This is a genomic window from Pseudomonas rhizosphaerae (assembly GCF_000761155.1).
Classification (GTDB): Bacteria; Pseudomonadota; Gammaproteobacteria; order Pseudomonadales; family Pseudomonadaceae; genus Aquipseudomonas; species Aquipseudomonas rhizosphaerae.
Map to the genome: position 1 here is coordinate 2,783,433 of NZ_CP009533.1, position 19,529 is coordinate 2,802,961.

Below are 19,529 nucleotides of genomic sequence, written 5' to 3' on the forward strand. Positions count from 1 at the left end.
ATGAGCGCCTCGGAAAACACCCTGCCCAAGGCAGCACCGGCCGCGCGACCTGTTTCACCGGCCTGGCGTCGCGCGGCCAAGGGCTGGCTGCTGCCGTGCCTGATCGTTGCGGTGCTGGAAGTCGTGGTCAGGGCTGGCTGGATCCCGGCCTACCAGATGCCGGCGCCCAGCGATGTCGCAGTGACACTGGTCGAGCTGGCGCAAGGTGCGCTCGGCAAGCATGTGCTTGCCAGCGTCGGCCGCGTGCTCGCCGGTTTCGTCATCGGTGCGTCCCTGGCCTTGGTGTTCGCCGCATGGGTGGGCTTGAGCCGGGAAGCCGAAGCTTATCTTGAGCCGACCTTCGCCGGTCTGCGGGCGATACCGAGTTTGGCCTGGGTGCCATTGCTGCTGTTGTGGCTGGGCATCGACGAGACGTCCAAGGTCGTGCTGATCGCCATCGGCGCGTTCTTTCCGGTGTACGTCAACGGCGTGGCCGCCATACGCAACATCGACCGCAAGCTGGTCGAGGTCGGTCAGATGTATGGCTTCAATGCACGCCGGCTGACGCTGCGCATTCTGCTCCCGGCAGCCATGCCAGGGCTGTTCACGGGGCTGCGCAGCGGGCTGAGCATGGCCTGGATGTTTCTAGTGGCTGCCGAATTGATCGCCGCCACCAAAGGCCTGGGTTACCTGCTCAGCGATGGCCGCGAAACCTCGCGACCCGATATCGTGCTGGCGGCCATCCTGGCCTTGGCGGTATTGGGCAAGCTCAGCGACGGCGTGCTCGCAGCCGTCGAAAGACGTTGCGTCAGCTGGCGCGACACCTTCACCGGCGAAGCCATGGGGAACCGATCATGAGCGATGCCTTGCTGAGCATTCACGTGCGGCGCAAGACGTTCGGCGAGACCCTGGTGCTCAAGGACGTGGAGTTGCAGTTGCAACCCGGCGAGGTCGTCAGCCTGCTGGGTCCCAGCGGTTGCGGCAAAAGCACCCTGCTGCGCATCGCTGCGGGCCTGGATCGGGACTACAGCGGCGAGCTGAGCAGTGCAGGCGAGTCGGTGGCATTCGTTTTTCAGGAGCCGCGGCTGATGCCTTGGTTGAGCGTGGCGCGCAACATCGGCTTTCACGATGATGGGCACTATGACCAGGCCTGGGTACGGCAGCTGATCGAGGAAGTGGGCCTGAGCGGATTTGCCGAGGCGCTGCCCAAGGCATTGTCAGGCGGCATGGCACAGCGGGTGGCGATTGCGCGGGGCCTTTATTCCAGGCCAAAGGTGCTGCTGCTGGACGAGCCGTTCAGTGCAGTGGATGCATTTACCCGGATGAAGCTGCAGGATTTGTTGCTGGATTTAGCACGGCGGCATGACATTGCGCTGCTGTTGGTCACCCATGATGTGGACGAGGCGCTGTACCTGAGTGACCGGGTGTTGGTGATGGGACATCGGGCCAGTGGGATAGGCGGTGGGATCGATGTGGATCTGGCGCAGCCGAGGGACCGGCGGAATCCGGTGTTGGCTGAGCTGAGAACACAGACCCTGACTCAGCTGAAGTCAGCGCATGTGGTTTGATCTTTGTGCATGGCTTGAGTGCCTCTTCGCGGGCAGAGCCCGCTCCCACAGGGTATCCCAACACACACTGGATCTTTTGTGGGAGCGGGCTCTGCCCGCGAAGAGGCCGCCACTGCCTTACAGAATAGGCTTGCCCCCAGTCACCGCATAGCGTGAACCCGAGATATAGCTGCTCTCATCCGACCCCAGCAGCACATAGATCGGCGACACCTCGACCGGCTGGCCTGGACGGCCCAGCGGTGTCTCCTCGCCAAACGTTTTCACCGCTTCGGGCGGCATGGTTGCGGGAATCAGCGGCGTCCAGATCGGACCCGGTGCCACGCTGTTCACCCGAATGTTCTTCTTGCCCAGCAACTGCGCCAGGCCAGCGGTGAAGTTGGCAATCGCGCCCTTGGTGGTCGCATACGGCAGCAAGGTCGGCTTGGGCATGTCCGAGTTGACCGAACTGGTGTTGATGATCGAGCCACCCGATGGCATGTGCGGCACCGCAGCCTTGCAGATACGAAACATCGCGGTGATGTTGATATCGAAGGTGCGCACCCATTCCTCGTCCGGAATTTCGTCCAGAGTCTCGTGGCTCATCTGGAACGCGGCGTTGTTGACCAGTACATCGATGCGACCAAAACGCTCGACCGTCTTCTCGACGATGGCCAGGCACTGTTCACGCTCAGCCAGGTCGCCCGGCAGCAGCAGGCACTGTCGCCCTGCTTCCTCGACATAACGCGCCGTGTCCTTGGCATCCTCATGTTCGTCCAGGTAGGAAATCACCACGTCCGCACCTTCGCGAGCGTAGGCAATTGCCACGGCGCGACCGATGCCGCTGTCACCCCCGGTAATCAGGGCGACCTTGTTGGCCATCCGGCCCGAACCCTTGTAGCTGGTTTCGCCACAATCGGGCACTGGATTCATCTTCGACTGCGTGCCAGGCACCGACTGTTGCTGCGGCTCGAACGGCGGAGTTGGATAGTTGGCCATGTGTACCTCAAAGGTTGACGAAAGAAGACTGGCTTGATCGGTGAGCGCAAAACGCCTGCACCGAAAAAGATTCACTGTGCAAAGTCGACTTCCCTGCCGGCGCAAAAGTTTGAATTTTCTGCCCAGCCGATTCGTTGGCGTCCATGTCGCCATCCCTGTCACCGGCAATGAAGACGCAAGGAATCTCTCGCGTCACGCCGAGTCACAACCCTGTAACCGATGCATTTTTCCATCAAGCAGCCAGAGAGGCATTCATGAGCAACGTCGAACTTGAGCACGAAGTACTCACCCGTTTGCTGCACGCCCATCCCCATGGCCTGGGCAAGGAAATCCTCGACAACTATCGGGGTGAAAAGGCTGTCGCCGGCATGATCAAGACTCTCCAGGAACGAGGGCTGATACAAGGCAAGCCAGTCACGGTCGAAGACCATGAGCCTGCACTCGAATACCCGATCAAGCTGAGCAGCTCCGGGGTCGAAGCCGCGAAGAAACACGACGCCGAAAAAGGCGCCAACCCGCACGCCGCCTCGTAGGGCCGTGCAGGTGCATAGGGGCATCAAGTCAGCTTGATGCCCTTTTTTTGTCGGAAAACGAATGCCTTGAAACAGCGGGTCAACTGAGAAAAACAAGACTCAGGCGCAGGTGACGGCCTTGACGAATATCAGTTGCAGAAAGCGGCTGATGTAATCGTCCTGCGCATAGGCATCGGCCAGACAAGCGCGCGCCTTGTCCAGGTGCTCCTGCAAGCGCCGCTTCACTTCATCTTCACCACACAACGCCATGAAGGTCGACTTGCCATCGTCCTTGCCTTGATCCTTGGCCGTGCCTGGGCTGTGGTCGTGAAGATCGTCGTACAGCTGGAAAGCCTGCCCCAGCTCCAGGGCGAAGCATTGCAGCACAGCGCGCGTAGGGGGCGGTGCATCGCTGATCAGATAGGCCATGTCCATGATCGCGCTGAACAACACCCCGGTCTTGAGGTTGTTGGTGGCGGCGATTTCTTCGGCGGTGCGTGGATGCAGGCCGTCGCGCAGGTCCTGCAACTGACCACGGGCCAGGCCATGAGCGCCGATGGCATTCGCCATGATTTCGACCAGTTGGGTACGGATCGAGGGCTTGAGCCCCTCGATACCCGCCACCACCGCAAACGCTCGGGACAACAGCGCCACCGCCGCCAGAATGGCAACGTCCTCGCCATAGGCCAGGTGCGTGGTGACACGACCGCGACGCAGCTTGGCGTTGTCCATGCACGGCATGTCGTCGAGCACCAGGGAGGCGGCGTGCACCATTTCCACCGCACAGCCCAGGTCCAGCGCAGCCTGATCACTGGCGCCCAGGCCGTTCGAGGCCAGGATCAACAGGATCGGACGCATCCGCTTGCCCGGTGCCAGGGCACCGTCGCGCATCGCCGTGGCCACCAGGTCGCGCTCGTTGCTCGCTACCGGCAGCAAGGCGTCCAGACGCGACTCGATGGTGTGCCGCAGCAAAGCCATGTGCTCGGTGAAACCGGTATCGCTGGTCGCGGGCGTATCAGCTGTCATCGTTCCCTCTGTTCTTGTTTCGAGTCCTGCGGCGGCCGGAGACGAGGTTTCGGCAGGATCGGGCACGGGTGCAGACATTCGCAAACAAGGAACGACTGCGCACCGCCGGTGCCTGAGCCTGTGAAGATGGACATACGTTATGCGAATATGAACGCGCCGTACAACTCTCTACCATGGACAGACCGCAGGCGGCCGTAAATGATCCTGAGCAATGGAGCTGACATGAAGCACGACGAGTTGAGTCGACGCAAGGATGACCATTTGGACATCGTTCTGGACCCACTCAGAGCCGGTACGCGAGCAAGCGCCGGCTGGGACGCCGTGCAGTTCGAACACTGTGCCTTGCCTGAACTCGACCTGGCCGACATCGACTTGCGCAGCTCGTTGCTCGGCATCGCCTTGCAGGCCCCGCTGCTGATCAGCTCCATGACCGGCGGTGCAGCGCGCGCCGTGGCGATCAATCACCACTTGGCCGAAGCGGCGCAGGCCCTGGGCATCGCCATGGGCGTAGGTTCGCAGCGTGTAAGTCTGCAAACCGGCAACGACCAGGGGCTCACCCGTGAGCTGCGGCGCATCGCCCCGGACATCCCCCTGCTGGCCAACATCGGCGCGGCGCAGTTGCTTGAAAAAGACGGCATGGACCTGGCCCACCGCGCGGTCGACACCCTGGAAGCCAACGGCTTGATCATTCATCTCAACCCGCTGCAGGAAGCGGTGCAGCCCGAAGGCGACCGACACTGGCGAGGCGTGCTGGCGCAGATTGCCCGTGCGGTGACCGTGCTCAAGGTGCCGGTGGTGATCAAGGAAGTCGGCGCGGGGCTTTCGGCCAGCGTGGCGCAGACTTTGGTCGAAGCCGGTGTGCAGGTCATCGATGTGGCGGGCGCAGGCGGGACCAGTTGGGCCGCGGTGGAAGGCGAACGCGCCACCCGGGCGGCCGACCGCGCGGTGGCCATGGCCTTCGCCGGCTGGGGCATTCCTACCGCCACCTGCGTGCAGACGGTCCGTCAGGCGCTGCCCGATGTACGCTTGATCGCTTCGGGCGGCGTGCGCGATGGCGTCGATGCGGCCAAGGCCATCCGCCTGGGCGCCGACCTCGTCGGTCAGGCCGCCAGTGTGTTGCCGGGCGCTACGCTGTCCACGGAAGCGGTGATCGAACACTTCGAAGTGGTCATCCGCCAGCTTCGCGTAGCCTGTTTCTGCACCGGTTCGGCCAATCTGGCAGGGCTGCGTCATGCCCGTCTGCTCGATTCGCGGGCCTTGCCTCGATGAGTCATTTCGGCGTCGTCGCGCCCGCCTATTACAGTCATTTCCACGCGTTGCAGGCGCTGGCCCAGGAGCTCATGCAGCGCGGTCATCGAGTCACCTTTTTTCACCAGGCCGACGCGGCGCGTTGGGTCACGGCCCCGGGCATCGGCTATTGCGTGCTGGGCGCCGCCAGCCACCCGCCCGGCAGCCTGCAACGCAGTCTGCGCCTGGCGGCCAGCCCCGGCACACCCTGGGGTCTGCGGCAGATCATCGAGCAGTTGGCCGCCACCACCCGCATGTTCTGCAACGAGCTACCGGCTGCCCTGGAGCAGCACGGTGTCGACGCGCTGCTGTGCGATCAAATGGAAGCGGGCGGTGGCCTGGTCGCGGAAAGCCTGGGGCTGCCCTTCGTCTCGATCGCCTGCGCCCTGCCGGTCAACCGCGAGCCGGGCCTGCCGCTGCCAGTGATGCCGTTCGCCTACGGCACCGACGAGCGCAGCCTGCACATGTACCGCGGCAGTACGCAGGTCTACGACTGGCTGATGAAGCCCCATGCACGCGCCATCCAGGACGCCGCGAAAGCCCTCGGACTAGCGCCGCGCAGTGCCCTGCACGAGTGCCTTTCGCCGTTGGCGCAAATCAGCCAGACCCTGGCGGGCTTCGACTTCCCGCGCCAGGCCGCCCCAGCGCATCTGCACGCGGTCGGTCCGCTGCGCAACGCTTCCACAACCGCTCAAGGCAGTTGGCCGATCGACCCGCACCGCCCGTTCATCTTCGCCAGCCTGGGCACCTTGCAGGGCCAGCGCCTGGGCATGTTCGAGCAGATCGCCAAGGCCTGTCGGCAACTGGATGCGCAACTGCTGATCGCCCACTGCGGGCTGCTCGATGCAGCGGCCGAAAAACGCTTGTGCGCGCTTGGCGCCACTTGGGTCACAGACTTTGCTCCCCAGCAATGGGCACTCGAACACGCCGACGCAGTGGTCACCCACGGCGGCCTGAACACCGTGATGGACGCCATCGCCAGCGCCACTCCGATGCTGGTGATGCCGATTGCCTTCGACCAGCCCGGCGTAGCCGCGCGGGTCCGCCATCATGGCCTGGGCCTGCAATTGCATCGCCGCGCCCGCTCGCCGCGCATCGCCCAGACGCTGCGTGAGGTCCTGGACCTGTCGACCCAGCCCTTTGCCCGCTTGAGCGGGGAACTGTCCAGCGCAGGTGGCACGCTGAAGGCAGCCGACATCGTCGAAACCGCAATAAACACACGACAGCCCGTATTGGCCGGAGCCTTGGCATGACGTACGACCTGATACTGGCCGGCGCCGGCCTGGCCAATGGCCTGATCGCCTGGCGCTTGCACCAGGCGCGTCCGGAGCTGAACATCCTGTGCATCGATGCGCAGCAGAGTCTGGGGGGCAACCATACCTGGTCCTTTCACGACGGCGACCTGACCGCCGAACAGCATCACTGGATCGAGCCGCTGGTGGTCAAGCGCTGGCCCAGTTACCAGGTGCATTTCCCCCAGGTCTCTCGGGTGCTCGACAGTGGCTACGCCAGCATCACCAGCGAGCGCTTCGCCGAGGTCGTTACCCAGGCGTTGGGCGACCGACTGCGCCTGGGTGAAACCATCACCGAACTGGGCCCGCGTCACGTACGCCTGGCCAGCGGCGAAACGTTGCAGGCCCGCGCGGTCATCGACGGGCGCGGGGTGCGGCCCAGCCCACACCTCGTGCTCGGCCAGCAGGCGTTCGTCGGTCAATTGCTGCGCCTGGAGCAGCCGCACGGGTTGCTCGGTCCGATCATCATGGATGCCCGGGTGGATCAGGGTGATGGCTACCGTTTCGTCTATGTGCTGCCCTTTTCGGCCGATACCGTGCTGGTGGAAGACACTCACTATGTGGATCGCCATACCCTGAGCACCGAGCAGTTGCGCGAGCACATCGCCGAGTACGTGCGTTGGCAAGGCTGGACAGTCGCCCAGTGCCTGCGCGAAGAACAAGGCGTGCTGCCGATCACCCTGGCCGGCGACTTCCAGGCCTTCTGGCAGGAAGCCGCCGGCCAACCGCTCAGCGGCCTGCGCGCGGGCCTGTTTCACTGCACCACCGGTTATTCGCTACCCCATGCCGTACGCCTGGCCCACTGGCTGGCACAACAGCCGGTCATGGACGCCGATAGCCTGTTCACAGGCATCCGCGACCACGCCCGCCAGCAGTGGAACGACCAAGGTTTTTACCGTCTGCTCAACCGCATGCTGTTCCTGGCCGGCAAGCCCGAGAACCGCTGGCGGGTGATGCAGCGCTTCTACCGTTTGTCGCCCGCATTGATCAGCCGTTTCTACGCAGGCCAAAACCACTGGCGTGACCGCGCCCGCATTCTCGTCGGCAAGCCGCCCGTGCCCGTCGACGAGGCCGTGCGCGCCGCCCTCAGATTTTCTCCCCGGCAGTTCGAGAACCCACATGAATCCAGCTAAAACCGCCATCGTCATCGGCGCAGGCTTCGGCGGCCTGGCCCTGGCGATCCGTCTGCAAGCCGCGGGCATCCACACCACCTTGCTGGAGAAACGCGACCAGCCCGGGGGCCGAGCCTATGTCTATCGCGACCAGGGCTTCACCTTCGATGCCGGCCCGACCGTGATTACCGATCCCACGGCCATCGAAGAGCTGTTCACCCTCAGCGGCAAGCGCATGGCCGACTACGTCGATCTGCTGCCGGTCAAGCCCTTCTACCGCCTCTGCTGGGAAGACGGCACGAAGTTCGACTATGCCAACGACCAGGCCGAACTGGACCGCCAGATCCATGCCCTGAACCCACCGGACGTGGCCGGCTACCAGCGCTTCCTGGCCTACTCCCAGGCGGTGTTCAAGGAAGGCTACCTCAAGCTGGGCGCGGTACCGTTCCTGTCGTTCCGCGACATGCTCCAGGCCGGCCCGCAGTTGGCGCGTCTGCAGGCCTGGCGCAGCGTCTATTCGATGGTGTCCAGCTTCATCGAGCACGACCAACTGCGCCAGGCGTTCTCGTTCCACTCGCTGCTGGTGGGTGGCAACCCGTTCGCCACCTCGTCGATCTATACCCTGATCCATGCCCTGGAGCGCGAATGGGGCGTGTGGTTTCCCAAAGGCGGTACCGGGGCACTGGTGCAAGGCATGGTCAAGTTGTTCCAGGACCTGGGCGGGACGCTGGAGTTGAACGCGGAAGTAGCCGGCATCGATGTCGAGAACGATCGCGCCACGGCGGTGCATGCCCGCGACGGTCGAAGCTGGCGCGCCGACTGCCTGGCCTCCAACGCCGACGTGGTGCACACCTACGCCGACCTGCTGGGCAAACACCCTCGCGGTAAACGCGAGGGCAAACGCCTCAAGGGCAAGCGTTTCAGCAACTCGTTGTTCGTCATCCATTTCGGCCTGAAACGCCCGCAGCCGCAGTTGCAGCACCACACCGTGTGCTTCGGTGCGCGCTACCAGGCGCTGATCCACGAAATCTTCAACGGCGCCGAACTGGCCTCGGACTTCTCCCTGTACCTGCACGCGCCCTGCGTGACCGACCCGAGCCTGGCGCCACCGGGCTGTTCCAGCCACTACGTGTTGTCGCCAGTGCCGCACCTGGGCAACGCCGCCATCGACTGGTCGGTGCAGGGGCCGCTGTACCGCGACCGCATTTTCGAATACCTGGAAGAGCACTACATTCCCGGCCTGCGCGAGGACCTGGTGACCTGCCGTATCTTCACCCCGGATGATTTTCAGACCGAGCTCAACGCGCATCTTGGCTCGGCGTTCTCCCTGGAGCCGGTGCTGCAGCAGAGCGCCTGGTTCCGCCCGCACAACCGCGATGCGCAGTTGAACAATGTCTACCTGGTGGGCGCTGGCACCCATCCCGGGGCCGGTGTGCCGGGTGTGATCGGTTCGGCCAAGGCAACGGCCGGGCTGATGATCGCGGACCTGAATCCATGACTACACCGGCGCCGGATCCGGCGCTGCGCGAGCATGCCGAACAGAGCATCGCCGTGGGCTCGAAAAGCTTCGCCGCCGCTGCCAAGCTGTTCGACGAACGCACGCGGCGCAGCGCGGTGATGCTGTACGCCTGGTGCCGCCACTGCGACGACGTGATCGATGGCCAGCAGGCCGGTCACGACGCCGTGCCTATCACCCCGCAGGAGGCACAGCGTCGACTGGCGCTGCTGCAGGCCCAGACCCATGCGGTCTATGCAGGTGTGCCCGCGAGCGAACCGGCCTTCGCCGCGTTCGCCGAGGTGGTGCGCGAACATGACATTCCCGAGCACAATGCCCTGGAGCATCTGGCTGGTTTCGAAATGGACGTGCTGGACCGCCGCTATCACACCCAGGATGACACGCTGCAGTACTGCTACCACGTAGCGGGCGTCGTCGGTCTGATGATGGCGCGGGTCATGGGCACCCACGAGCCGCGCACCCTGGATCGCGCTTGCGACCTGGGGCTGGCGTTCCAGTTGACCAACATCGCCCGCGACATCGTCGAGGATGCCCGCATCGGTCGCTGCTACCTGCCGGCGCAGTGGTTGGAAGAATTGAACATACCGCTGCAGGACCTGGCAGCGCCCGAGCATCGGCCGGCGGTGGCGGTGCTGGCGCGACGTCTGGTCGACCTGGCCGAGCCCTACTACGCCAGCGCCCAGGCGGGACTGGCCGCCCTGCCCTGGCGCTCGGCCTGGGCCGTGGCGACTGCGGCGGCCGTGTACCGGCAGATCGGGGTCAAGGTGGTTGCGGCAGGCAGTCATGCCTGGGATACCCGTGTCTCGACCTCCAAGGCCGAAAAGCTGGCGGCGGTCAGTCAAGGCTGGTGGCGTGCCGTCAGCGCTCGCTGGCAGCGGTGGCCGACGCGCTCGCCGCAGCTGTGGAATCGGCCTCGTCCGCCTTGCGCAGAGGCCCTTGGTGCAGCGTCCGCAACTGAGCGCGCAGGCGCGTCGTAGAGGGCGCGAACAGGAAGCCGAAAGACACGCAGCGGTCCTTGCCCTCGACCGCGTGGTGCATCAGGTGCGCCTGGTAGAGGCGCTTGAGGTAACCGCGGCGCGGCACCAGATGGAATGGCCAGCGCCGATGCACCAGGCCATCGTGGACGACGAAGTACAACGCGCCGTAGGCGGTCATGCCAGCGCCGATCCATTCCAGCGGATGCAGGCCCTGAGTGCCCAGGGCAATCAGCACGATCGCCAGCCCCGCGAACACCACCGCATACAGGTCGTTCTTCTCGAACCAGCCGGTGCGCGGCTCGTGGTGGGAACGGTGCCAGCCCCAGCCCCAACCATGCATGAGGTATTTGTGGGCCAGGTAGGCAACGCCTTCCATGGCCGCCAGCGTGATGAAGAAAACCAGACTATTGAGGATCACTGCTGCGCTCTGCCAAGACGGGTGTAGACCGCCATCTTAACGCAACCGGCACGGCCATGCCGGTTGCTCATCGGCTGGTCAGCGCAGCGTCCACGAGACGCCGGCATAGACACCCAGGCCATCGCCCGGGGTCGAGCGCGCCACGTCGCGGCCCTGATCGTCGTAGCCAGGGGTTACCGTGCTCGCATAGCGCTTGTTGGTGAGGTTGCGCACGTCCAGCCAGGTCTGCCACGTGTCATCGGGCGCGGCGTAGCCAAGGCTGGCGCCGAACAGCGTATAAGGCGCCGCATGATAGGAGTTGGCGTAGTCCACGGCGATGCGCGAGGCATGCTGCACATTGAGGCCGGTGTAGACGCCGCTCGGGTGGTCGTAGCGCAGTTCGGCCTGGTAGTAGTGCTCGGGCAGACCCGGCAGGCGGTTATCGCCGAAGCGCGCGTCGTCACGGTAGTGAAAATCGCTGTAGGTGTAGGTCTGTCGCAGGCCCAGGCGACCGGCCTGGTGGCCGTCCCACAAGGGGCTGTCCAACGCCAGTTCCACGCCCTGGTGAACCGTCGGGCTGGCATTCGCCTCGCCGATCACCTGCGAAGTGGTGGCCGTGGCCGCTTGTGTCTCGACGCTGAGCAGTTCGTGGCGGACTTGCGAGTAATACCAGGCCAGGTCCCATTTCCCGAACCAGGCGTCCCCTCGCCCTCCCAGCTCCAGGGTGGTTGCACTCTGGTTGTCGAGCTCGACCCCGTTGCTCTGCAAGCCAGTGGCCGCGCCGCTGCCGGGTGCGAAGTAACGGTTGGAGCCCCAGATCATCGACCACGGATGGGGCGGCTCCACTGAACGGCTGAGGTTGCCGAACACCTGCAACTGCTCGCTATAGTCGTAGCGCAGGCCCAAGCGTGGCGCGTAGTCCCAGGCATGCTGGCTGACTCGGTCGTTGGTCACCGGGTAGCTGACTTCCGTCTCGCGACGTGTGTACAGCGCGGCCAGGCCGGTGGTCAGCCAAAGGTCCGGCACCAGCTCCAGCTCGTTGCTGACATACACCGTATGGTCAGAGCCTTGATAGCTGTAGTCGCGGGTACGCGTGCCAGGGGCATACCCGGCCGTGTTGCCGACCGGCACGCGGACGAACTCCGACACCCCGGAGTTGGGCAACGCCTGGGTGCTGCGCCAACCCAGGGTAGTCTTGCTGGCGTGGCCGAACAGGATATCCTGACGCACGTAGTTCAAGGTGCCACTGACGTCCGTGTAGGCGACCTTCATGCGGTTGGTGCCTTCGCGCAGGTCCATCGGGTAATCGTGATAGACCAGACCGGCTTCCAGGCGGGCGTCGTCGTCCAGGTGCCAGGTGGTCTTGTTGGCCAGCCAGATACTGCCCGGCTGGATGCGCTTGGAGTCGCGCGCCAGGTTCAGGACGTTTGCCGCACGTGGGTCGTGGGCGATCTGCGCGCGGGTCAATCGGCCCGGCGTGTCGTTGTCGGTTTCGCGATAGCGGAAATAGAAGCGCGTTTCCAGTTGCGGACTGAACCGGTAACCGAAGTTGCCCGCAGCCCCTCGGCTGCCCCCGGCGCTTTGGTCCTGAAAACCGTCGTAGCTGGAATCGGTCACGCTGAAGTAGTAATCGGCATCGCCCAGCACCTGGCCAGAGCTGATCTGTCGCTTGCTGTAGCCATGGCTGCCGACCTCGTAGCGCAGCTGCAACTTGGCCGCATCGTAGCCGGTGTGGGTGACATAGTTGATGGCGCCGCCCAGGGCCAGCGCGCCGCGATCGAAACCATTGGCTCCGCGCAGCACTTCCACCCGGCTCAGCCACAGCGGTTCGAGCAGTTCATAAGGTGTGCCGCCGGGACCGGTCAGCGGCAGCCCATCGAACATCTGGTACAGCCCCGACGAATGCGCCCCCGGCCCGCGGTTGATACCCGAGCCACGGATGGAAATCTTCGCACCTTCGTTATTGGCGGCGCGGGCATAGATGCCCGCCTGGTTGCTGAACAGATCCTCGTTGCCAGACAGCCGCCTGCGCCCGGTCGTGGCGGTGTCGATCACATTGGTGGCACCCGGTACCGAGCGCAATGCCAGGCTGGCTTCGTCCAGCTCGGTCAGGCGCGCCTCGTTGACTTCCACGGCCTGCAACTCCATGACCTGTGCGGCCTGGGCGCCGGAGGGCACACCGAACAGCGCGGCCAGGCTCAGTGCAGGCCAACCCAGGGAACGCGGCGCGGGGCAGAAAGCGAGGCAGTACAGACGGCCCCGGACGCGAAGACGGAGCGCAGACAGTTGCGGCATGAAACAAATCCTTGAAGAGCGGGACGCTCCGGGTGGCGCTCCGGAGGCTGACTTATAGCGTGGCCGTACGTGTGCGAGGCCATTGGGGAGGATTGACGCTCGTGATGGCTCATTGAGCACATGATCAGGCGAAAAGGTTCGCGCCGGTCACGGCTCGCTGCGCAGCGCTGCAAGGTAGCTGTTGCCCTTGACCGTCAGGGCCAGCCGCGTGCGCCCATCGCCGGTCACGGTGGTGACGATGTAGCCGACCAGCAGCAGGGCGCGCAGGGCAAAGCCGTCCTCGCTGGTGAACGCTTGCCATTGGCCGCTTTCTATCAGCGTCAGCAACCGCTTGTAGTTGGCCTGGTCTTCCGTCATCAGTGCCTGTCCTCTGTTGCATCCGTTGCAAGTGCCGCCAGCTTACTCAAAAGCTTTGGCCTGGGCACAGGAAAAAGCGCTCGTGGCCACCGCATGCAGGTCCAGGGCAGTTCATGGGAAGCCTGGAAAAACTAATCGCAATGAGCAGGCGGTTTCGGTCAACATCAGCTATAGCTTGTACAGCCCCGGACGTTTATGCCGGTTCTCCTGCCCCTACTTCTTCAACATGACCGTCAACGGTGACTCCATGGCTTCCATCGAAGCGGTACTGGCAGGGCTCGACCCGCCCCTGAAACATGAAACCCAACTGAGCGACGGGCTGCTCAAACTGACGCTGATCGACCCCAACGTTCCAGCACACGTGGAGCGCAGTCTTTCGCCGCGAGAGTACGAGGACATCATTCTGTTTCGCCTGCTGGTGTTGCATGCGGTCAATGAAATTCGCGGAAAGGGTTCCCATGCGCCACTGGAAGTTATGCCCGAGGTCGAATGGAAGTCGCGCACCTGATTGCAGAGGGCTTGCAGAAAGCCTTCCAGGCATGCGGCAACTCGTCGCCGCCCTGCACATTTTCTGAATTATTCCTGCGTATCACAACTCAATGATGAGTCAACGCAGGAGATCACCATGCCGAACCCAACGCTGTACATCATTGACTACCGGCTCCATGGAGCGGAAAAGTCGTTCATCATTCGTTTACCCACCCTGAACAATGCCGATGCCTGGCATTGGGCGAGCTGCGACGCGGGAGTCGGTGTCATTCCCAAGTTCGGCCGCGAGCGGGTGCAGAAAGTCAGTAAGCCCAAAGCCGAGCAGTATGGGATTACCGATGTGCGCTGGAGGCCGTCCGGGCAACAGGCGCGTGAAGAACTGGGGATTGAAGCCGCGCATTGAATCGCATGATCTCCGCTTCACCCTGTTGCCGTTTCAGTTGACGGTATACGGCAATGCAGGGGTCGCCCATGCGACCCCTGCAATCCTCCCGCATCGACCCTATCGCGCCCGGCGTCGCACCCTTTTTACCGGCATTGAACTGCCGGGTCTTGTGCACCCTCGATACGACTGAGCAACTCTGCTGCGCAGAAGCACATTCGCCGTATCGTCGAAAATGCTTTACAAGGACACCTCGCGCCTCGTCACGGCGCTGCCATGAGGCTTTCCATGCCAGGACGCAACCCTACAAACGCCACGAGCGATACATCCGGCGAGCCGCTGTCGCCACGCTCTGGGCGCAGTACTGCCCTCTTTCGCCTTACCGTCACGTTCATCGTGCTGGTCATCTTCACGTTCACCAGCGTCGAAGGCTGGCGCGCCTGGCGCGACTACCAGCAGGCCTTCGCCAGCGCCCGCGACTCGGCCACCAACCTGGCACGCGCCACTGCCCAGCATGCCGAAGACGCCATCCGCCAGGTCGACGTGCTTACCGATGCACTGGCCGAGCGGGTCCAGGGCGATGGCCTGGAGAACATGAACGTACCGCGCATTCACACGCTGATGCAGCAACAGGCGCGCATCATGCCGCAGTTGCATGGGCTGTTCATCTACGATGCCACCGGACAATGGGTGGTCACCGACAAGACCGGTACGCCGGAGGCAGCCAACAATGCCGACCGCGACTATTTCAACTACCACCGCACTCACACCGATCCGAACGTGCGCATCAGCGATGTGGTGCGCAGCCGCTCCACGGACGAATACATCCTGCCCATCTCGCGCCGTCTGAACAACCCCGACGGCAGTTTCGCCGGGGTGCTGCTGGGCACGATTCGGGTCAGCTACTTCGTCGATTATTACGGCGATTTCAAGATCGACGATCGCGGCGCCCTGGTGCTGGCTTTGCGCAACGGACGGATCCTGGTGCGTCGGCCGTTTCTCGCGCAGGTCCTGGGCAAATCCCTGGAAGACAGCGAAATCTTCAAGCGCTATCTACCGGTTGCCGACGAAGGCGTAGCCGAGGTCAAGGCAGTGGTCGACGACACCTATCGTCTGTATGCCTACCGGGCGCTGAGCAGTTACCCGTTGGTGGTGGAAGCCGGCTTGTCGCGTGAATCCTACATCGGCCCCTGGCGCCGGGACTTGTTCAAAACCGGTCTGGTGCTGCTGGTGCTGATTGCCGGCCTGACGGGCTTCGGCATCATCGTGCTCAGGCAATTGCGCGAACGCATCGCCATCGAAGAAGAACTGCGCCAGGCGCACCAGGCCATGCGTGACATGGCCCTGACCGACAGCCTCAGCGGACTGGGCAATCGGCGTCGGCTGGACATGAGCCTGGGCGACGAGATCGGTCGGGCTCGACGCCAGCGCAGTTGGGTAGCGCTGATCATGCTCGATGTCGACTACTTCAAGCGTTACAACGACCGCTATGGCCATGCCGCCGGCGACCGTTGCCTGCGCCAGGTGGCGGACGCGATCGTCCAGGTGCTCAAGCGCCCCACCGACCTAGCCGTGCGCTACGGCGGCGAAGAATTCACGGTGCTGCTGCCTGGTACCGACCTGGACGGTGCGAGTGTGGTCGCCGAGGCGATTCTGCAGACCCTGCGCGACCTCGACATCGAACACCTCGACCATCCGGCCGGACACGTCACCGTCAGTGCCGGCGTCACCGCTGCACAACCCGCGGTGGAGTGGGTCACAGCAGCGCAGATGCTCATCACCGCCGACGCCTGCCTGTACACCGCCAAGCACAAAGGACGCGATCGGTGGCATGCCTGCGCCACTCAGAGTGGAATGTGACGGCCGTCTTCTCGAATTCATCATGCCCGTTAAGCAATCGACTTGAACTTCGCCGATTTCGTATCCCTCTGCTACTTACACCCCCCCGATTGCGAACAAGAGGCTACGCGAACAATGAGAGCACTTACCTACCACGGCGCTCACGACGTCAAAGTCGACACGGTTCCCGATCCAGAGCTTCAGGACGCCGACGACATCATCCTGCGCGTCACCGCCACCGCCATCTGCGGCTCGGACCTGCACTTGTACCGAGGCAAGATCCCCACGGTCGAACACGGCGACATCTTCGGCCATGAATTCATGGGCGTCGTCGAGGAAGTCGGTACCGGCGTCACCGCAGTCAGCCCGGGCGACCGTGTAGTGATCCCGTTCGTCATCGCCTGCGGCAGCTGCTTCTTCTGCAACATCGATTTGTTCGCCGCGTGCGAGACCACCAACACCGGCCGCGGCGCGATCCTGAACAAGAAATCGATTCCGGCAGGCGCGGCGTTGTTCGGCTTCAGCCACCTGTATGGCGGTGTCCCCGGCGGGCAGGCCGAGTACGTGCGCGTGCCCAAGGCCAACACCGGCCCGTTCAAAGTACCAGGCACCCTGTCGGATGAAAAAGTGCTGTTTCTGTCGGACATTCTGCCCACTGCCTTCCAGGCCGTGAAGAACACCGAGATCGGCAAAGGTTCGAGCATCGCCATCTACGGTGCCGGCCCAGTCGGTCTGTTGTGCGCCGCCGTGGCACGGATGCTGGGCGCCGAGCGCATCTTCATGGTCGATCACCATCCCTACCGTCTGGCCTACGCACAACAGGCCTACGGGGTGATCCCGATCAACTTCGATGAAGACGACGACCCGGCCGACACCATCATCCGCCAGACCCCAGGTTCGCGCGGTGTGGATGGCGTGGTGGATGCGGTTGGTTTCGAAGCCAAGGGCAGCACCACCGAAACCGTGCTGGCCGCACTGAAGCTCGAAGGCAGCAGCGGCAAGGCACTGCGCCAGTGCATCGCAGCCGTGCGCCGTGGCGGCGTGGTCAGCGTGCCCGGCGTGTACGCCGGTTTCATCCATGGCTTCCTGTTTGGCGATGCGTTCGACAAGGGCCTGACCTTCCGCATGGGCCAGACCCACGTCCAGCGCTACCTGCCAGAGCTGCTCGAACACATCGAAGCGGGCCGCCTGACGCCCGAGACGATCATCACCCACCGCATGTCGCTGGAGCAGGCAGCCGAAGGCTACAAGATCTTCGACAAGAAGCAGGAGGACTGCCGCAAGGTCATTCTCACCCCAGGCTCGCCGACCATCGAAGCGCCGGTCATCGAAACGACCGCAGGGGTCATTCCCGCGCTCTGAACCCATGCTCCTCGAGGCCGAGCAATGCTCGGCCTTCTTTTTTTGGTAGAAGGCACACGACCTTCATGCTGCCCCACTGGACGCTACACAAGATACCGGCGTTCACATGGAATGAAACGAGCGCTGCAAGCCGTGGTCTAGAGCTGTAACAACCCCAAAACGTGAGTTATCGCTATGTTGAAGTTTCTTGGCAGCACCGTCGGCATTATCTTCCTGATCGGCCTGGTCGTGGTCATCGGCCTGTTCAAGCTGGTTTTCTGATTTGCCGCGGGGCGCTCATCGAGCGCTCTGCCCTGTACTGCATAATCCTGCCCTGGTCATGCCCAGACCGCCCGCTTCGCACTTCGCATGCCGTTATTGTTTCATGGGCCCCAATCAGACCGCGCCAGCCATGGCCACGCCTTGACGACCTTCCAGCTTGACCTGATACATCGCCTGATCGGCCGCCTTGAGCAGCGTGTCGAGGTCTTCGCCGTGCACGGGGCATAGAGAAATGCCGATGCTGCCCGACAGCGACAACGGACCTACGCTGGTCGTGATCGGCTGCTGGATTGACTTCAGCAACTGCTGCGCCTTGAGTATCACGCTGTCCGGATTGGCCAGGTCCGAGACCAGTGCCACGAACTCGTCGCCGCCGTACCGCGCCACGGTGTCGTAGTCCCGGACAGTCTCGCGCATGCGTCTGGCCAAGGTCTGCAAGACCTGATCACCCACCGCATGACCTCGTTCATCGTTGATCTGCTTGAAGTGGTCGAGGTCGATCAACATCACCGCAAAGGGAATGCCCTGCTCGGTCCATTGGCTCAGCGCCTGGACGAAGCGATCCGCTAGCAGGTAGCGGTTGGGCAGTTGCGTCAATACATCGTGGGTAGCCAGGAACGCCGAGCGCTCGTGTTCGAGCGCGGCCGCGTCGATCGCCGAGAAGTGCCTGACCAGTACCAGCGGTACCAGCACCAGACTCCCCAGCAGCACCACCAGGATCACCAGCACCTCCGGACCCAGCACGTCACTGAGGCCCAGCTGCCGCTGGAAGGTCAACGACACAGGTTGCGTCGGACTGTTCACGAACACGCTGTCGCTCAGCCGCGGCAAGAGCAACTCGTCCCACCAACGGCTTTGCACCGCCTCCATCGCTTCGACCTGAGTGTCGCGATCATCGCTGTGCAGTTGCGCGGTCACCGCTACGCGCGAGTCGCTGTTATGCCGCACGATCGCGCCCAGCAGTGCGTCGGTCTTGATCACCAGCATGGCGACCATGGTACTGCCGAAAAAGTTCGGCAGCGCGTGCTGGCTGTCTTCTTCGGGCCGCGATACCGACTTCATCAGAATGTAGGCATTGCCACCTTCATGCAGCGCAAAAACCGGCGTTACTACCGGCAATGGGCTCTGATGAATACGCATCAAAGCGTTACTCAGATACGGGACGGTTTCCAGCCTCACGCCATAGATCACATTGGCCTCCGGCACCTGTGGCGACATGAAGAGGATCGGCCACGTGTCACTCAGCCCCTTCTGGGCGTTATCGACGATGGGTGCCGGTGGCGAGAAATCCTTCAGCTGGAAATCCGGTAGCCAGGTGCGCCGCAGCAATGCTGCAAAGTCGCACTGTTCGTCCTGCGGCACACTGCGCGCCACTTCCAGCATGTAGATATGCGGATAGGCGGCCAGCACCGCAGCACCGTAACGCGCGGCTGCATCGGTGTCGCTCTGCTTGACTGCCTGAAGAAACGCGGCGAAGCCGGCCAGCACCGCATCGTTGGTGTCGAGCTGGTTGCGCACGTTGCTGGCGATGCTTTGCACGTATTCCGAAAAGCGGGTTTCCTGTCGCTGGATTTCCGAGCGCAGCAGCGAAAACGCCGAAAATGCGATCAAACCGAGCGCCAGGCCGATGAACCCTGCAAGCGATGGTCGGCGTTTGATCAACATCGTGGTGATATCCAACGCGCGGGCGTGCACAGGCAATCAGGGATAGAATCGTCGAGTCGACTACTGATGAATGAAAAAGAGTTTCGACGACGTGCATAGAGGTGCCAACCGCATAAACACGTGGCGCCCACGCAGAAAGCTAGCAAATTGCCATCTCAGCGTCTACAGCGACGTCTTATCCGCGCGCAACGAAAAACGCCCCGATTCGGTCAGCAATTGACCGAATCGGGGCGTCTGG

The 19,529-nt window shown here is 63.3% G+C and carries 19 protein-coding genes; 13 read left to right on the forward strand and 6 right to left on the reverse strand.

Features of this window, described 5'->3' with window-relative positions; genetic code table 11:
- The gene (locus LT40_RS12370; protein WP_043190527.1) at positions 1-837 is read left to right on the forward strand and encodes an ABC transporter permease; all 837 of its coding nucleotides are present in this window, start codon (positions 1-3) and stop codon (positions 835-837) included.
- Positions 834-1,547 (forward strand): ABC transporter ATP-binding protein, encoded by a 714-nt coding sequence (locus tag LT40_RS12375; RefSeq protein ID WP_043190530.1) that lies wholly within the window; start codon positions 834-836, stop codon positions 1,545-1,547. Before LT40_RS12370 ends, LT40_RS12375 begins: the two co-directional genes overlap by 4 nt.
- Before the next feature lie 117 nt (positions 1,548-1,664).
- On the opposite strand, the gene LT40_RS12380 is transcribed toward LT40_RS12375, so the two are convergent.
- A complete protein-coding gene (locus tag LT40_RS12380; protein ID WP_043190532.1) occupies positions 1,665-2,522 on the reverse strand; it encodes an SDR family oxidoreductase in 858 nt (285 codons plus the stop codon).
- A 254-nt stretch (positions 2,523-2,776) separates the two neighbouring features.
- On the opposite strand from LT40_RS12380, the gene LT40_RS12385 reads away from it, so the two are divergent.
- A complete protein-coding gene (locus LT40_RS12385; protein ID WP_043190535.1) occupies positions 2,777-3,055 on the forward strand; it encodes a hypothetical protein in 279 nt (92 codons plus the stop codon).
- 99 nt (positions 3,056-3,154) lie between these two features.
- Here LT40_RS12385 and LT40_RS12390 read toward each other — a convergent pair whose 3' ends face one another.
- On the reverse strand, positions 3,155-4,060 hold the full coding sequence (locus tag LT40_RS12390) for a polyprenyl synthetase family protein (protein ID WP_043190538.1): 906 nt from the start codon (positions 4,058-4,060) through the stop codon (positions 3,155-3,157).
- A gap of 222 nt (positions 4,061-4,282) precedes the next feature.
- Between LT40_RS12390 and fni the strand changes: the two genes are divergently transcribed.
- From fni to LT40_RS12415, 5 genes are read left to right on the forward strand one after another with little or no spacing between them, the layout of a single operon-like run.
- Positions 4,283-5,329 (forward strand): type 2 isopentenyl-diphosphate Delta-isomerase, encoded by a 1,047-nt coding sequence (fni, locus tag LT40_RS12395; RefSeq protein ID WP_043190541.1) that lies wholly within the window; start codon positions 4,283-4,285, stop codon positions 5,327-5,329.
- Entirely contained in the window at positions 5,326-6,600 is a 1,275-nt protein-coding gene (locus tag LT40_RS12400) for a glycosyltransferase (RefSeq protein WP_043190544.1), read from the forward strand. The genes fni and LT40_RS12400 overlap by 4 nt, the downstream gene beginning before the upstream one ends.
- Positions 6,597-7,772, forward strand: coding sequence for a lycopene beta-cyclase CrtY (crtY, locus tag LT40_RS12405; protein WP_043190547.1), 1,176 nt, complete (start codon positions 6,597-6,599; stop codon positions 7,770-7,772). The genes LT40_RS12400 and crtY overlap by 4 nt, the downstream gene beginning before the upstream one ends.
- Positions 7,759-9,249 (forward strand): phytoene desaturase, encoded by a 1,491-nt coding sequence (locus tag LT40_RS12410; protein ID WP_043190548.1) that lies wholly within the window; start codon positions 7,759-7,761, stop codon positions 9,247-9,249. Before crtY ends, LT40_RS12410 begins: the two co-directional genes overlap by 14 nt.
- Positions 9,246-10,244 (forward strand): phytoene/squalene synthase family protein, encoded by a 999-nt coding sequence (locus tag LT40_RS12415; protein WP_052393420.1) that lies wholly within the window; start codon positions 9,246-9,248, stop codon positions 10,242-10,244. The genes LT40_RS12410 and LT40_RS12415 overlap by 4 nt, the downstream gene beginning before the upstream one ends.
- Here the strand turns inward: LT40_RS12415 and LT40_RS21265 are convergent.
- From LT40_RS21265 to LT40_RS12430, 3 genes are all read right to left on the reverse strand, one after another.
- Positions 10,126-10,662 carry a sterol desaturase family protein gene (locus tag LT40_RS21265; RefSeq protein WP_084139804.1) on the reverse strand — a complete coding sequence of 179 codons (537 nt, stop codon included), beginning with the start codon at positions 10,660-10,662 and terminating at the stop codon, positions 10,126-10,128. The genes LT40_RS12415 and LT40_RS21265 overlap by 119 nt on opposite strands.
- A 78-nt stretch (positions 10,663-10,740) precedes the next feature.
- Positions 10,741-12,936: a TonB-dependent receptor family protein gene (locus LT40_RS12425; RefSeq protein ID WP_084139805.1), complete on the reverse strand. Its 2,196-nt coding sequence runs from the start codon at positions 12,934-12,936 to the stop codon at positions 10,741-10,743.
- A gap of 147 nt (positions 12,937-13,083) precedes the next feature.
- Positions 13,084-13,293: a hypothetical protein gene (locus LT40_RS12430; RefSeq protein ID WP_043190553.1), complete on the reverse strand. Its 210-nt coding sequence runs from the start codon at positions 13,291-13,293 to the stop codon at positions 13,084-13,086.
- A 247-nt stretch (positions 13,294-13,540) separates the two neighbouring features.
- Here LT40_RS12430 and LT40_RS12435 point away from each other — a divergent pair, with 247 nt between their 5' ends.
- The 5 genes from LT40_RS12435 (at position 13,541) to LT40_RS22150 (ending at position 17,626) form a co-directional block, all read left to right on the forward strand.
- Entirely contained in the window at positions 13,541-13,801 is a 261-nt protein-coding gene (locus tag LT40_RS12435; protein ID WP_052393421.1) for a hypothetical protein, read from the forward strand.
- A 117-nt stretch (positions 13,802-13,918) separates the two neighbouring features.
- Positions 13,919-14,185 carry a DUF6555 family protein gene (locus LT40_RS12440; RefSeq protein ID WP_043190555.1) on the forward strand — a complete coding sequence of 89 codons (267 nt, stop codon included), beginning with the start codon at positions 13,919-13,921 and terminating at the stop codon, positions 14,183-14,185.
- 267 nt (positions 14,186-14,452) lie between these two features.
- The gene (locus tag LT40_RS12445; protein ID WP_043190557.1) at positions 14,453-16,024 is read left to right on the forward strand and encodes a sensor domain-containing diguanylate cyclase; all 1,572 of its coding nucleotides are present in this window, start codon (positions 14,453-14,455) and stop codon (positions 16,022-16,024) included.
- Positions 16,025-16,138: 114 nt separating this feature from the next.
- Positions 16,139-17,365 carry a zinc-dependent alcohol dehydrogenase gene (locus tag LT40_RS12450; RefSeq protein WP_043190559.1) on the forward strand — a complete coding sequence of 409 codons (1,227 nt, stop codon included), beginning with the start codon at positions 16,139-16,141 and terminating at the stop codon, positions 17,363-17,365.
- A gap of 174 nt (positions 17,366-17,539) precedes the next feature.
- A complete protein-coding gene (locus LT40_RS22150) occupies positions 17,540-17,626 on the forward strand; it encodes a small membrane protein YohP (protein WP_442962755.1) in 87 nt (28 codons plus the stop codon).
- A 114-nt stretch (positions 17,627-17,740) separates the two neighbouring features.
- Here the strand turns inward: LT40_RS22150 and LT40_RS12455 are convergent, their stop codons facing one another.
- On the reverse strand, positions 17,741-19,291 hold the full coding sequence (locus LT40_RS12455; protein ID WP_043190561.1) for a GGDEF domain-containing protein: 1,551 nt from the start codon (positions 19,289-19,291) through the stop codon (positions 17,741-17,743).
- Positions 19,292-19,529 lie beyond the last annotated feature (238 nt).

Coding starts and splice junctions, on each gene's coding strand:
- LT40_RS12390 (WP_043190538.1), bottom strand. CDS start 4,060: ATGACAGCTGATACGCCCGCGACCAGCGATACCGGTTTCACCGAGCAC.
- LT40_RS22150 (WP_442962755.1), top strand. CDS start 17,540: ATGTTGAAGTTTCTTGGCAGCACCGTCGGCATTATCTTCCTGATCGGC.
- LT40_RS12450 (WP_043190559.1), top strand. CDS start 16,139: ATGAGAGCACTTACCTACCACGGCGCTCACGACGTCAAAGTCGACACG.
- LT40_RS12370 (WP_043190527.1), top strand. CDS start 1: ATGAGCGCCTCGGAAAACACCCTGCCCAAGGCAGCACCGGCCGCGCGA.
- LT40_RS12445 (WP_043190557.1), top strand. CDS start 14,453: ATGCCAGGACGCAACCCTACAAACGCCACGAGCGATACATCCGGCGAG.
- crtY (WP_043190547.1), top strand. CDS start 6,597: ATGACGTACGACCTGATACTGGCCGGCGCCGGCCTGGCCAATGGCCTG.
- LT40_RS12435 (WP_052393421.1), top strand. CDS start 13,541: ATGGCTTCCATCGAAGCGGTACTGGCAGGGCTCGACCCGCCCCTGAAA.
- LT40_RS12385 (WP_043190535.1), top strand. CDS start 2,777: ATGAGCAACGTCGAACTTGAGCACGAAGTACTCACCCGTTTGCTGCAC.
- LT40_RS12375 (WP_043190530.1), top strand. CDS start 834: ATGAGCGATGCCTTGCTGAGCATTCACGTGCGGCGCAAGACGTTCGGC.
- LT40_RS12380 (WP_043190532.1), bottom strand. CDS start 2,522: ATGGCCAACTATCCAACTCCGCCGTTCGAGCCGCAGCAACAGTCGGTG.
- LT40_RS12440 (WP_043190555.1), top strand. CDS start 13,919: ATGCCGAACCCAACGCTGTACATCATTGACTACCGGCTCCATGGAGCG.
- LT40_RS12400 (WP_043190544.1), top strand. CDS start 5,326: ATGAGTCATTTCGGCGTCGTCGCGCCCGCCTATTACAGTCATTTCCAC.
- LT40_RS12410 (WP_043190548.1), top strand. CDS start 7,759: ATGAATCCAGCTAAAACCGCCATCGTCATCGGCGCAGGCTTCGGCGGC.
- LT40_RS12455 (WP_043190561.1), bottom strand. CDS start 19,291: ATGTTGATCAAACGCCGACCATCGCTTGCAGGGTTCATCGGCCTGGCG.
- fni (WP_043190541.1), top strand. CDS start 4,283: ATGAAGCACGACGAGTTGAGTCGACGCAAGGATGACCATTTGGACATC.
- LT40_RS12425 (WP_084139805.1), bottom strand. CDS start 12,936: ATGCCGCAACTGTCTGCGCTCCGTCTTCGCGTCCGGGGCCGTCTGTAC.
- LT40_RS12415 (WP_052393420.1), top strand. CDS start 9,246: ATGACTACACCGGCGCCGGATCCGGCGCTGCGCGAGCATGCCGAACAG.
- LT40_RS12430 (WP_043190553.1), bottom strand. CDS start 13,293: ATGACGGAAGACCAGGCCAACTACAAGCGGTTGCTGACGCTGATAGAA.